The sequence below is a fragment of the Paenibacillus odorifer genome, from assembly GCF_000758725.1.
GTDB lineage: Bacteria > Bacillota > Bacilli > Paenibacillales > Paenibacillaceae > Paenibacillus_AQ > Paenibacillus_AQ odorifer.
Genome location: NZ_CP009428.1, coordinates 4,804,579 through 4,817,209 on the forward strand (window position 1 = coordinate 4,804,579; position 12,631 = coordinate 4,817,209).

Here is a 12,631-nt window from a genome sequence, read left to right on the forward strand (position 1 = left end):
GCGTTCCTTTTCATTTATAGCTGATGCCCAAAAAGGAGACCCCGTAGCTAAGTAGCTGTAGGATCTCCCTTTTTATTGATTAAACGGCTCTTAACGACGATCCTTAGGACCACCAACAAAGGCCTGCTCAGTTGTATCCAGATTATAAGCGGTGTGAAGCGCCTGAATGATCGATGGCAAATTGCCGGATTCGATTACACAAGAAACCTTAATCTCTGACGTGCTGACCATCTTAATGCTTACGCCCTCTTGGGAGAGTACATCAAACATTTGAGCTGCAACACCAGGATGGCTAACCATACCCGCGCCAACAATAGAAACCTTCACGAGGTTATCCTCGGACGTCACTTCACGGTAAGGTAAAGTTTTATGGATTTCTTTAATTACTTCCTTCGCACGATCCAGTTCATCAAGTGAAACTGTAAATGAGAAGTCAGCCTGCTCATTCTGCACACCACTTTGTACAATGATATCTACGTTTACGCCTTCTTCAGCCAGCTTGCCGAAGACTTGAGCGAGTACACCCGGTACATCAGGTACTCCTAGAATACTGACACGCGCTACATTCTTATCATAAGCAATCCCACTAACTACGACACCTTGCTCCATGCTTGCTTCCTCCTTCACAACAGTACCTTCATTATGATTAAAGCTCGATCTAACGACCAGCTTAACTTGATGACGCTTAGCATACTCCACTGCACGCGGATGTAGTACGGCCGCTCCCAGATTGGCAAGCTCTAGCATCTCATCGTAAGAGATTTCGTTCAGCTTGCGGGCTGTTTTCACAATGCGTGGATCTGTAGAATAAATACCATCAACGTCGGTATAAATCTCACATACATCTGCTTGAATAGCAGCCGCAAGGGCTACAGCTGTCGTGTCCGATCCTCCGCGGCCCAGGGTAGTGATCTCACCATCCAAAGTCATCCCTTGGAAACCGGCAACGATAACGATCTGTTCGCGTTCCAAAGACGCTACTACACGGTGTGGATCAATATCATTGATACGAGCTCTACCGTGAGTTTCGTCTGTACGGAACCCGGCCTGCCATCCTGTATAAGATACTGCATTCCGCCCGATCCCATGAAGAGCTATGGACAAAAGAGCAACGGAAATCTGCTCTCCTGTTGTCATCAGCATATCCATTTCACGTGCAGGCGGCTGCCCGTTTAATTGCTTCGCCGTATCGATCAAATCATCTGTTGTATCCCCCATAGCAGATACAACTACAACGCAGCGATGTCCCTCATCCTGCTTGTCTGCGATGCGCTTGGCAACACGTTGCATGCGTTCTGTGTCGCCGACGGAGCTGCCTCCGAATTTCATAACATAAAGTGACAAAGTCCCACTCACTCCCCATATCGGTCTATGTAGTTGCTTCTAATCGGTTTCCCGCTTTAAACCAGTATAATACGAAAATAGCGTAATGCGTTAATGATTTCATTAAAAAATTATTGATTTTCCAGAAGCTAACAAAAAGATAAGGTCAGCTTCAAGACACTAGCTGACCTCATTTCACCCGTCTTCCAGTTTTTTATTGAGAAGCAGGTCGATAAGTCAGGGCCATCACTCCAGAGCTGAATCTTTTGGAGTCCACTAGCTCCAACGTCTTCTCTTCACCAACGTTATCGAACAGGCGCTGACCACTACCCAGCAGAATCGGGAAGACCAGAAGCTGATATTCATCGACAAGGCCAAGCTGCATGAGGCTCTGCGCAAGCGTACGACTGCCAAAAACGAGAATATCTCTCCCCGGCTGCTCCTTCAGCTTGGACACCTCCTGAACAAGATCGCCCTTGATCAAGCTTGAATTGCTCCATGTTGTTTCTTCGAGAGTTGTGGAGACTACGTACTTAGCGTATCCATTCATCATTTCACCGTACTCACCCGTCTGCTCAACCATATTTGGCCAAGCCTCTGCAAAACCTTCGTAGGTTGTCCGTCCTAACATTAGAGCGTCAGCAGCTTTCAGTTCAGCAAATTTGAAATGCTCCTGTTCTTCACTTCCGAATGAGAAGGTCCATTGTGGATTTTCCATAACACCATCAAGGGATATGAACTGAGATATAATTAATTTTCTCATATGCGCCTCCTTCTAATCCTTTAATTCGTAAGTATAATATCCCACACCCATACTGTTCCTCATGCATCCTCGTTTATATACCAAAAACCCCCCACCGTAATAACGGGGGAGGCTGATTGGTTATAAGTTCAGCAAGTATGATGCTTCCTACGCGCGGGAGATATATTTACCTTCGCGAGTATCAATAAGCAGCACATCTCCTTCATTGATGAACAAAGGAACTTGTACAGAATGACCTGTTTCAAGCTTGGCCGATTTAGTAGCGCCTTGAGCTGTATTTCCCTTCACACCTGGCTCAGTTTCAACAACCTTCAGCTCTACGCTGGTAGGCAGGTTGATCCCAAGGATTTCACCTTGGTAACTGATGATGTTTACAGTCATGTTCTCTTTAAGGAAGTTCAATTCCCATTCAAGCTGCTTGCTGGACAATTCGAATTGGTCATAGGTTTCGTTGTCCATGAAAGCATGCTCAGATCCGCTTGCATACAAATATTGCACGCCACGGTTCTCAATAATAGCACGGCCAATAGTTTCACCTGCACGGAAAGTACGCTCGACAGTGTTACCATTGCGCAGGTTTTTCAGCTTAGAGCGAACGAACGCTGCACCTTTACCTGGTTTAACGTGCTGGAAATCAAGAACGGTAAAAATATCACCGTCCACCTCTACGGTCAAGCCTGTCTTAAAATCGTTTACTGAAATCACTAAAAATCCCTCCTGAATTCGATAATTAAACCACTACTTTTTCTTACTTACAGTACTGTATATTCTTTGGACGAATGGGTCAGCAGCGATATTCCGCTCTCGGTGATCACAATATCGTCTTCAATACGTACTCCGCCAATCCCCGGCAAATAGATACCTGGTTCTACAGTAACGACCATTCCCGGCTGCATGATATCGTCACTCAGCTTGGACAAACGCGGCCATTCATGAACTTCCATTCCAAGTCCATGACCCGTACTATGTCCAAATTGATCACCATATCCGTAGCTAGCGATGATATCACGTGCCAGTGCATCACATTCCCGTCCAGTCATACCCGGTTTGATATGTGCCAACGTATGTAGCTGAGCTTCCAGCACAATATCATAGATTTCTTTTAGCTTCGGATCTGGAGCTCCGAGTGCAATGGTACGAGTCACATCTGAGCAGTATCCATCGAGTAATGCGCCGAAATCAAGCGTAATAAATTCATTACCTTGAATTACACGGCTGCTTGCTACGCCATGCGGCATGGACGAACGTTCACCTGAAGCAACAATCGTATCAAAAGATGACGCAGTTGCCCCGTGGGTACGCATATAGAATTCCATTTCCAAATCGACGTCTCTTTCAGTCATGCCTGGTTTGATCACATTCAGAATATGATTGAATGTAGCATCAGCCAGATCAGCTGCACGTTGCATAACAGCAAGCTCTTCAGCATCCTTGAACATACGGAGGTCTTCCACGGCTTTGGAAACTGGAACTAACACTGCCGGCTTAAGGGCTTCCGCATATGAGGTATAAGCGCTGAATGAGACATCATCCTGTTCGAAACCAACACGTACCTCACTGCCTGTTGGCAGCAACTCGCGTACTGTATCAATAAATTTAGGACCATGCTCTACAACCTTAACTCCTACCGCTTGATCCGCAGCCTGTGTCATGTACCTGAAGTCAGTTAGCAGATAACAATCATCGCTTGTCACCAATACATAACCGGACGATCCGGTAAATCCACTTAAATAGCGGCGGTTATAACCGCTGGTTATCAACATTGCTTCCAATCCTTTATCCTGCAAAACCTTACGCAGCTTGGAGACGCGCTCGTTACCCATTTTCATTCTCCTCTCGAAATAGCCACATTGTATTTTAACATAGGGATATCCCCTTGAGAAGTTTTTTCGAGCCGTTAGGCAAGTGCAGTCGCTTGCTCACGCTTTCGTTCGTCGGTATACTCAATCGCCGCTGTGTATCCAATGAACATCCCCCAAAGTAAAAAAAGGCAGAACTCACTAATCACAGTGTTCCACGGCAGCTTAAAAGGCGGCTGCATAAGAAACATTTGCGAGCCGGGAATAAATATAACTACCCACCACAAAACACCATAAACCAATCCTGGCCAAGGTCCCTTCAGCTTGCGCAGAATAAGCACATATAGCAGTGAGGCTATCACTGAAAATAAGATGAAAAACAAATAACCCACGAGATGTCCATACATTGTTGTCAGAAAAGTATGTTTAAAAAACGGCTCTGCTAAATAACCAGGACTAACCTTGGTAAAGCTGAACCAGTAGATTAACCAGTGCAGCCCTCCCCAAATCAAACCTGCGAAAAAACCTAATTCGAGCGCAAAAAACCAAATATTAGTATGATCTGATTGTTGTTGATGTGATTTGCTCATAGAATTGCCTCGCTTTCCGTATTTTAATACCGATTTGTCTCTCCTTGTCCCTATAAGGTAGTATGTGCAGCAAAAGGCGATCCAACTAGTAATGTCTTCAAAAATTAGTTACAATGTATTATATAAATCATATTAATTACGGGAAGGTGAATTGGTTGTCCCAGGAAACTCCCAGCTATGGCGGCCAAGCCGTCATTGAAGGCGTCATGTTCGGCGGCAAGCATATTAATGTAACAGCCGTGCGACGAAAGAATCAGGAGATTACATTTTTGGAGGTGCCAAGAAGCGATAAGAGCTGGGTCACTAAACTGCGCAAGATTCCGCTGCTTCGCGGCCTTGTCAGTATTATAGATGCCAGCGCCAAAGGCTCTAAGCACTTGAACTATTCGGCTGAATCCTATGCCGAAGATGAATTGGAACCCGAAGAACTGGCGAAAGAGAAAGCTAAGCCGAAGAAAAAGGACGAAGGCTGGAGCCTCGGAATGATTTTTGGCGTTGCTGTAATGGGTATTCTCTCCTTCTTATTCGGAAAGCTCATTTTTACGCTTGTCCCAGTATTTGTCGAAGATTTTTTATTCAAGAATGCATTTGATAACTATGTACTGCACAACCTCATAGAAGGCGGCATTAAAATGGTCCTCTTGCTGGTCTATTTATGGGCGATTTCGCAAACACCTGTGATCAAGCGGCTATTCCAGTATCACGGTGCGGAACACAAAGTCATCAGCGCCTTTGAAGCAGGCGAAGAACTGACTGTCCAGAACGTTCAGAAATACAGCCGTCTGCATTACCGCTGCGGAAGCAGTTTTATGATGCTGACGATTATCCTCGGCGTTATTATTTACTCCGTAGTACCATGGGATAATCTTTGGGAACGTGTGATCCAACGGATTATTCTGCTTCCTGTCGTAATCGGTGTTTCGTTTGAGGTTCTGAAGGGTACCAACGCAGTAAGAGAAATTCCAGGTCTCAAATACTTGGGATACCCTGGACTATGGCTGCAGCTGCTCACTACCAAAGAACCAAAGGATGATCAGGTAGAAGTATCCATCGCCTCTTTCAATCGTATGCGTGAGCTTGATGCAGAGATTGAAGCCAGAGGATATACGGAGGCAAGTGTGTCAGGCGGCATATTGGATCCTGCGAAAGGATGAGTGTCCTATGATCAGGCATGCTTTAATTTTTTGGATTTCAGTAATTCTTGCAATATTCGGTTTTGTGATTGGAGTCTTGACTGAGCCTTTCTACACGCTGTCGAAGCTGATTCTCCCCTTAGTATTGTTAGCGATTATCTATTATGCTTACAAAATGGGACCAGGGAAATACGCTCGCAGCAGTAATGGATCTAGAATCAAAGTCAAACCTTCGCAGAAAACCATGACCAAGGTTGCTGGGATTCGCAAGACACAAGCAGCACCAGGCAAACGCAAAAGTTATCCCTTCCAAGTCATCGAAGGAAATAAGGGGAAAAACGATGATCAGCTTCCGAAGTACCATTAACTAAATTATGACAAACACAAAAAAGCATCTCCACGTTTCAAAATAACGTGCGGGATGCTTTTTTTCTGATATTATGAAGCTTGCTTGTTATCGGGGGCGCCATTCCTTAAAGAAGTCTTCCCCTGCTTTCAGTCCGGCGGCATACAATTCGTCGCTTTGCATCTTCGTAATATTAAATTGGGTCGTGCCGATACCAAGCGTTGGGATGGTTACTGTGCGGACATATTTATCATTTTCAATATATTTCTCATCATGAGCAGACAGCATGGTACTGACCATAGCTTGCAGCATACTGAATGGTCCCCTAATCCTGTGGGGCTGCGGGTCGGTTTTACCTACTGTTTGATACCCTACGGTAGGGATTCTTTTCCCCGGCACTTTACTATTCTCATTCATCCCGTCAAATAGCCATAAAGGAAAATTGCTTAATAATCCTCCGTCCACAACGTATACAAATTGCTCAATAAAAGACTTCCCTCTAGCGGACTGTCCATTTAACCTGAGCATCACTGGATCAAAAAAATAAGGAATACTGCAGCTCATACGGACAGCCTTAGCCACCTCAAAATGTTCAGGAGAGATTCCATACTGTTCCAACCCATCTGGTAAGACCAATATCCGGCCATTGGTAATGTCAGAAGCAATTATAGATAGTTTGCCTGGAGGCAGATCACGAAAAGTGATAATTCCCTTTTTAAGCAAAAGCGATCTCATCCACGATTCCAAGGCTTCACCCGAATACAATCCCTTCTTCAATAACACTCGCAGTGCAGGACCTACCCAAGCCGTATTATAAATGGGAGCTCGCTTCATAAACGATGAAAAAGAAGTTCCTTGGATAATCCGACTCATTTCCTCACCTTCATAACCCGCAGCCAGTAAAGTCGCTACAATCGCGCCTGAGGAGGTTCCAGCGACCTTTTTAAAGGTTCGCCCCGCCTTTTCCGTGGCTTCAACTGCTCCAGCGAGAGAAATCCCTTTTACTCCCCCTCCTTCAAACACAGCGTTAATCTCCATACACGAAAATCCCCCGTTTCCCATAGATTCTATTGCTTATCTATGAGCACGGGGGAGCATTCATGACTCCTTATCTAGAACAGTTATCTTATTTGGACTGAAAATAAAAGGTCAGCAAATTTGATAATCCAAACGGATTGCGGACTACAATGTCATTTGCTCTGAACATAATACTGCCTGCAACCTCTTTATATTTCTCATTATATTTAAGCTGGTTGATGATTTGGTCGCCACTTTGCCATTCTGCTTTCTGGTCACTTGCTCCAACCTTATAAGCAGCTTGCCCAATATAGAGCTTAACATTCGTATTCTCTACTTCTTTAACCCACCAATCTACTAGCTTATCGTAGCGGGCAGTGCTAAAGGACAAACTCCAATAAATTTGCGGTGCTACATAGTCAATCCAGCCTTGCTTGATCCATGTCCGAACATCGGCGTACATATCGTCATAAGCGGTAACTCCAGCTGTGGTATCCGAACCTGTGCTGTCTTTTTTGATATTACGCCATACACCAAACGGACTAATTCCATAAGAAACCTTCGGTTTCACCTTATGAATCTGTTCTCCCAATTGACGGACAAATTCATTGATATTATCGCGGCGCCAATCCGCCTTAGAGGACAGGTTCTTCGTGTTATAAGTCTTATAAGCAGTATCGTCGGCAAAAGATACACCTGAAGGATAGAAATAATCATCCAAATGGACACCATCTACATCATAGCCTTTGACGACCTCCAACACTGTATCGATAATATGCTGGCGGGCTGCTGGGATCCCTGGATTGATGTATTTTTTACCTCCGGCGTCTACAATCCATTCCGGATTTGATTTAGCCACATGATTACTTGCTAATGCAGATGTAGAAGCATCCGTTGTCGCGCGGAATGGGTTGAACCATGCATGGAACTGCATACCGCGTGAATGTGCAGCGCTGACCATATAGCTCAACGGGTCATAACCCGGATTTTTTCCTTGGGTGCCGGTCAGCACCTTAGACCAAGGAACTAGAACAGAAGGGTACAGGCTGTCTGCTGAGGTTCTAACCTGTACAAAAACAGCATTAAAACCAACAGCTTTTAGCTTGTCCAGCAGATTATCAAATTCTTGTTTTTGTTTCGCTTCGTTACCTGCAGAAGCTACTGAAGGCCAGTCCAGATTAAATACTGTAGAGATCCAGGCTCCCTTCATCTCCTTGTTAGCCGACGCACCAGGGATACTTGGAACTGTTGGCGAGGTCGGTTTTGGAGTCGCTGTAGGGGCTGGGGTCGGCGTTGGCGTAACGACTGGAGTCGCTGTAGGTACTGCTGGCGTTTCCGGATCAGCAGCCTGCGGCGGCTCTGTATTAGAGTACAAAGAAATATGTTTGGTAGTCTGACCCCAGATAACCTGTAACCCCAATTGCTCACTTACAAAACGAAGCGGCACCATAACCCGTCCCTGCTTAATCTGTACTGAGGTGTCGAGGGCTACAGAAGCATTATTAACTAATGCACTTTTCTGGCCACTGGTCAGCTTGATCTCTGTATCTCCTTGCGTGATTGTAACTGTCTTACTGCTTTGATTCCAAACTACTCCAGCACTCAACCCTTTACTAATGACGCTAATTGGCACCATCGTTACATTCGAAGCTGTGATATACGGCGGCACATCGCTTGCCAGCGCCTCGCCATCCAGTTCAATGGTAATCTGCACAGCTGCCGCACGTGCCCCAGGAGACCATAAAGGCAGAAACAATACTAATACTAGCAATCCCAACATCCATTTACGATAATTCATAATTCCTCCCCAAATCTAAAATAATATGTATCCAATAAAAAAAGAAAAAACGGATCAATCCTCCAAGTTGATGTACCGATTCCACCCTTCAAAAGAGCGGTATCAGTCTCAGCCAGAAAAAGGACTTATCCGTTTTGACGCTAAAAACTGGGAAAGGTTGCACTAAACAAAATAGAAACGGCTATACCATCAAGTAGTTTATGCTCACCAAAGCCTTGCTGGGCATAACTTTAAGGACGGTATCCGTTTCGGGAAAAAACATTTCAAGAATCGCTTGCCAGTTCATTGTGAATAGCATATAAAGTCTGCAGACGTTCTTCATCGCGGCGGAAATATTCCACCAACGTTTCGATACGTGTAATCGAATCCCAACTCAAGTGGTGCTCGATCCCTTCAACATCATTATAGATAAATTCCTGCTGTACTCCGATCAAACCGAGGAATTCTTCCAATAGTTGATGACGATCAACAAGACGTTTCCCTACTTTTTTCCCTTTGTTGGTTAGGACAAGCCCACGATATTTCTCATAGATGAGATATTCGTCCTTATCCAGTTTTTGGATCATCTTGGTCACAGAGGAGGGGTGTACTTCCAGTCCCTCGGCAATATCCGAGACCCGCGCATAACCTTTCTCATCAATGAGCTTATATATGCGCTCCAAATAATCCTCCATGCTGGGTGTTGGCATTAAAATTTACCTCTTTTCTATAATGAACCTGGCGCCGAGCCAAACCTTGCTCTAACAATGATACATGTTTCTAACGCCCCTTGGCAAGTCCTTCAAGAGAACATGCTGAGGAGTTACCCATGATTGCCATGCTTCTAATGAGACTCAGTTAGGCATAATAAACTTACTCATCTTTCAGAAGGAGCGTGAATTCATGACTATAGTGACACCTGAGACCCCTCCCGTAAAGAGAACCAGAAAAGCTACAGCCCTTTTTGTCCCCGAGCTTGTTTTCTTCGAGCCGGATGCTTTAAATTACCCGAAAGGTGAACGGATCATGGAATGGGTGAAGGCTAACAATATTCCCTATCGCATGACTACATCGCATAACCGCATAATGAATTTCCCGGGTGACACAGAGGTCGAGCAATATAAAATTGCCAAAAGAACACTTGTAGTCGGCCTGCGCAAAACCTTAAAGTTTGACCAATCCAAACCCTCCGCAGATTATGCAATTCCGATCGCAACTGGCTGCATGGGCCACTGCCATTATTGTTATTTGCAGACTACTTTAGGTGCAAAGCCTTACATTCGTGTATATGTAAACACCGAAGACATCATTGACGCCGCCAAAAAATATATCGAGGAGCGTAGCCCTGAAATCACGACTTTTGAAGCAGCCTGTACCTCAGATCCATTAGGACTGGAGCATATTACCGGATCTCTGTCAGAACTCATCACATTCATGGCAGCGGAGCCCCTTGGCCGCCTGCGCTTTGTGACCAAATACCAACATGTTGAACCTCTACTCGATTTGCAGCATAACGGACATACCAGAATTCGTTTTAGCGTAAATGCTGACTATGTGATCAAAAATTTCGAGCCTGCTACCTCGCGGTTTGAAGAGCGAATTGAAGCGGCTGGAAAGGTCGCACGTGCCGGCTATCCACTGGGCTTCATCATTGCCCCAATTATTTGGTATGACGGCTGGCAGGAAGGCTACGCGGAGCTGCTGGCCAAATTAGCCAAGACCCTCCCGCCGGAAATAGGAAAAGGTCTAACCTTTGAAATGATTCAGCACCGATTCACCAAAACAGCCAAGACTGTAATTGAGAAACGTTACCCGAAATCTAAACTAGAAATGGACATGGAGAAACGTAAAAAGAAATGGGGCCGCTGGGGACAGAACAAATATGTCTATCCGGATGAACAGCAAACCGCCCTGCGAGAATTTATCACAGAGCGGATTTTCGAGCATTTTCCTGAAGCAGGTATTGATTACTTCACCTAAGCTCTAAAAGTTCTTGTATTTTAAAAAATTAGCCAATCCGGCGTTATTCCTTGTAGCCACACTGTTATCCGGAACATTTGATCCGTGAACAGCAAAACACCCATAAATACCATTAGGACGCCGCCAATCTTCATCAGCAGATTCGAATACTTGAGGATACGCTTCACTCCGCCAAGGAAAAAGGCTAAAAGAAAAAATGGCAAAGCAAATCCGATGCTATACGCGGTAATCAATGTAAACCAAGTGCCTGGATCGCTTGCCGACAGTGCAATAATTGCCGTCAAAATCGGTCCGATACAAGGTGACCAACCAGCAGAAAAACCAATCCCGAAAATAAAGGAGCCCACATAACCCGCCGGTTTCCATTTTAAATCAAGCTTCCGTTCGCGAAGTAGAAACTGGGGCTGAAAAATCCCAAGCAAAAATAAACCCATTACAATAATTAGAATCGCCGACAATTGCCGGATCAGATCACGCTGGCCATTAAAGAATTGCCCAAATAACCCAGCCCCAAAACCAAGTGTGTAAAAAACAGCAGAAAAACCTAATATAAATGCCAATGTATGAGTCAGGGTGCGTATACGAACCTCTTTAGAGTTGCTGCCTGATTTTAATTGTTGAACGGATAACCCGGTAATATACGATAAATAAGAGGGGTACAGCGGTAAGCAGCATGGCGATATAAACGATGCCACCCCTGCAGCTAAAGCAATTCCTGCATTGATATTAGACAAAATAGCGGCTCTCCTTCCGGCATTCGAGTCACTTCATGGAGCTGCTTATGGCTCCTTTTTTTAATATAAGAAAGGATTAATTTCTCATTATTACTTTTCTTATATTTCACACCTAAACGCTTATCGTCCTTACAAGGACACCGAAGGCGTTTACGCTTGCCTAATGCGATACCGATTACTTAATTCGCTGTTTATGCTGGCAATCCCTTTTTACCGATCAAGGTTAATACCAATAATGATATGAGCAAAAGCACAATAGTTGCACCGGGAGCCAAATTCCACACTCCAGCTACTACTAGTCCTCCTACAACGGCAATCTCCGAAATGATAACCGCCAGGATGACCGAGGATTTAAAGCTACGAGATAGCAATAAGCTGATTGCGACCGGAATAGTCAACAAAGCAGATACTAATAGCGAGCCCACAATCTTGATCGCTGTGCTAATCACAAGTGCTGTCAGGATGGTGATCAGCATGTTAAGCAGCTTCACCGGCAGCCCACTTACACTTGCTGCATCCTCTTCAAAGCTAAGCAAAAAGAACTCTTTAAAGAACATCGATACTACTACTACAACAGCTATAGTCACTATGCCTACCACGATCAAATCAGTATTATCGAGCGTATAAATGCTGCCGAACAAATAACTCATTACGTCAGCATTATAACCTTTTCCTAAGGTGAAAAAGAGTGAAGCCAACGCCACTCCGCCCGACATTATAATGGCAATCGACAGCTCCGCATAACTCTTATAAGCCTTGCGAAGCTTTTCAATCGCGAAGGACGCTACCACTGCAAAGATAAGGCCTGCGCCCAGCGGATAAAATCCTGTTAGAAAACCGAGTGCTACCCCCGCTATAGTAACATGAGCCAGCGTATCACCAATCATGGATAATCGTCTAAGCACAAGAAAAACGCCTATAAGCGGCGCCGTTATACCAATCAGCAGTCCGCCCGCAAGCGCCCGCTGAAAAAAATCGCTAAATAGTATTTCCAACTTAAACTCTCCTTCATACAAACTCAAACCATTTTAAAACCTTTTTCAAACCTTTTTCAAACCTTTTTCGATCCCTCCCAAACCCTCCCTTCCAAGGGAGGGCCCCAAGGGCTCTGCCCTCTGGACACCCGTTAAGTGCAACTAGCGTAGGAGTTAGTGTTACTGAACATAGAT

General features: G+C 44.8%; 13 protein-coding genes. 3 read left to right on the plus strand and 10 right to left on the minus strand.

The window, feature by feature from the left end; all coding sequences use genetic code 11:
- Positions 1 to 90: 90 nt before the first annotated feature.
- The 5 genes from PODO_RS21050 to PODO_RS21070 all read right to left on the minus strand — a co-directional run bounded on the left by PODO_RS21050 (position 91) and on the right by PODO_RS21070 (position 4,475).
- Positions 91 to 1,344 (minus strand): aspartate kinase, encoded by a 1,254-nt coding sequence (locus PODO_RS21050; protein WP_036682855.1) that lies wholly within the window; start codon positions 1,342 to 1,344, stop codon positions 91 to 93.
- Positions 1,345 to 1,537: 193 nt separating this feature from the next.
- Positions 1,538 to 2,086: a dihydrofolate reductase family protein gene (locus PODO_RS21055; RefSeq protein WP_036682857.1), complete on the minus strand. Its 549-nt coding sequence runs from the start codon at positions 2,084 to 2,086 to the stop codon at positions 1,538 to 1,540.
- A gap of 147 nt (positions 2,087 to 2,233) precedes the next feature.
- The gene (gene efp, locus PODO_RS21060; protein WP_038572538.1) at positions 2,234 to 2,791 is read right to left on the minus strand and encodes an elongation factor P; all 558 of its coding nucleotides are present in this window, start codon (positions 2,789 to 2,791) and stop codon (positions 2,234 to 2,236) included.
- A 47-nt stretch (positions 2,792 to 2,838) separates the two neighbouring features.
- Positions 2,839 to 3,909 carry a M24 family metallopeptidase gene (locus tag PODO_RS21065; RefSeq protein WP_036682862.1) on the minus strand — a complete coding sequence of 357 codons (1,071 nt, stop codon included), beginning with the start codon at positions 3,907 to 3,909 and terminating at the stop codon, positions 2,839 to 2,841.
- A gap of 74 nt (positions 3,910 to 3,983) precedes the next feature.
- On the minus strand, positions 3,984 to 4,475 hold the full coding sequence (locus tag PODO_RS21070; RefSeq protein WP_036682865.1) for a YqhR family membrane protein: 492 nt from the start codon (positions 4,473 to 4,475) through the stop codon (positions 3,984 to 3,986).
- Between the two features lie 206 nt (positions 4,476 to 4,681).
- On the opposite strand from PODO_RS21070, the gene PODO_RS21075 reads away from it, so the two are divergent.
- Both PODO_RS21075 and PODO_RS21080 read left to right on the plus strand, forming a co-directional pair.
- Positions 4,682 to 5,629 (plus strand): DUF1385 domain-containing protein, encoded by a 948-nt coding sequence (locus tag PODO_RS21075; protein WP_094901946.1) that lies wholly within the window; start codon positions 4,682 to 4,684, stop codon positions 5,627 to 5,629.
- Between the two features lie 7 nt (positions 5,630 to 5,636).
- Positions 5,637 to 5,975: a hypothetical protein gene (locus PODO_RS21080; RefSeq protein WP_036682871.1), complete on the plus strand. Its 339-nt coding sequence runs from the start codon at positions 5,637 to 5,639 to the stop codon at positions 5,973 to 5,975.
- A gap of 87 nt (positions 5,976 to 6,062) precedes the next feature.
- On the opposite strand, the gene PODO_RS21085 is transcribed toward PODO_RS21080, so the two are convergent.
- The 3 genes from PODO_RS21085 to mntR form a co-directional block, all read right to left on the minus strand.
- Complete coding sequence (locus PODO_RS21085; RefSeq protein WP_038572543.1) at positions 6,063 to 6,992, minus strand: patatin-like phospholipase family protein; 930 nt, start codon at positions 6,990 to 6,992, stop codon at positions 6,063 to 6,065.
- Positions 6,993 to 7,080: 88 nt separating this feature from the next.
- Positions 7,081 to 8,769: a family 10 glycosylhydrolase gene (locus PODO_RS21090; RefSeq protein WP_038572545.1), complete on the minus strand. Its 1,689-nt coding sequence runs from the start codon at positions 8,767 to 8,769 to the stop codon at positions 7,081 to 7,083.
- A 263-nt stretch (positions 8,770 to 9,032) separates the two neighbouring features.
- Entirely contained in the window at positions 9,033 to 9,458 is a 426-nt protein-coding gene (gene mntR / locus PODO_RS21095) for a transcriptional regulator MntR (RefSeq protein WP_036682880.1), read from the minus strand.
- Between the two features lie 193 nt (positions 9,459 to 9,651).
- Between mntR and splB the strand changes: the two genes are divergently transcribed.
- Entirely contained in the window at positions 9,652 to 10,728 is a 1,077-nt protein-coding gene (gene splB / locus PODO_RS21100) for a spore photoproduct lyase (protein WP_036682882.1), read from the plus strand.
- A gap of 20 nt (positions 10,729 to 10,748) precedes the next feature.
- On the opposite strand, the gene PODO_RS21105 is transcribed toward splB, so the two are convergent.
- Together PODO_RS21105 and PODO_RS21110 are read right to left on the minus strand one after the other, a co-directional pair.
- Positions 10,749 to 11,462 (minus strand): cytochrome c biogenesis CcdA family protein, encoded by a 714-nt coding sequence (locus tag PODO_RS21105; RefSeq protein WP_036682883.1) that lies wholly within the window; start codon positions 11,460 to 11,462, stop codon positions 10,749 to 10,751.
- Between the two features lie 191 nt (positions 11,463 to 11,653).
- Positions 11,654 to 12,457 (minus strand): metal ABC transporter permease, encoded by an 804-nt coding sequence (locus PODO_RS21110; RefSeq protein ID WP_036682884.1) that lies wholly within the window; start codon positions 12,455 to 12,457, stop codon positions 11,654 to 11,656.
- Positions 12,458 to 12,631: the final 174 nt, after the last annotated feature.

What these genes read in the sequence shown, in the direction of transcription:
- PODO_RS21055 (WP_036682857.1), bottom strand. Translation starts at nt 2,086, where the DNA reads ATGAGAAAATTAATTATATCTCAGTTCATATCCCTTGATGGTGTTATG.
- PODO_RS21065 (WP_036682862.1), bottom strand. Translation starts at nt 3,909, where the DNA reads ATGGGTAACGAGCGCGTCTCCAAGCTGCGTAAGGTTTTGCAGGATAAA.
- PODO_RS21070 (WP_036682865.1), bottom strand. Translation starts at nt 4,475, where the DNA reads ATGAGCAAATCACATCAACAACAATCAGATCATACTAATATTTGGTTT.
- PODO_RS21075 (WP_094901946.1), top strand. Translation starts at nt 4,682, where the DNA reads ATGTTCGGCGGCAAGCATATTAATGTAACAGCCGTGCGACGAAAGAAT.
- PODO_RS21080 (WP_036682871.1), top strand. Translation starts at nt 5,637, where the DNA reads ATGATCAGGCATGCTTTAATTTTTTGGATTTCAGTAATTCTTGCAATA.
- PODO_RS21085 (WP_038572543.1), bottom strand. Translation starts at nt 6,992, where the DNA reads ATGGAGATTAACGCTGTGTTTGAAGGAGGGGGAGTAAAAGGGATTTCT.
- PODO_RS21090 (WP_038572545.1), bottom strand. Translation starts at nt 8,769, where the DNA reads ATGAATTATCGTAAATGGATGTTGGGATTGCTAGTATTAGTATTGTTT.
- mntR (WP_036682880.1), bottom strand. Translation starts at nt 9,458, where the DNA reads ATGCCAACACCCAGCATGGAGGATTATTTGGAGCGCATATATAAGCTC.
- splB (WP_036682882.1), top strand. Translation starts at nt 9,652, where the DNA reads ATGACTATAGTGACACCTGAGACCCCTCCCGTAAAGAGAACCAGAAAA.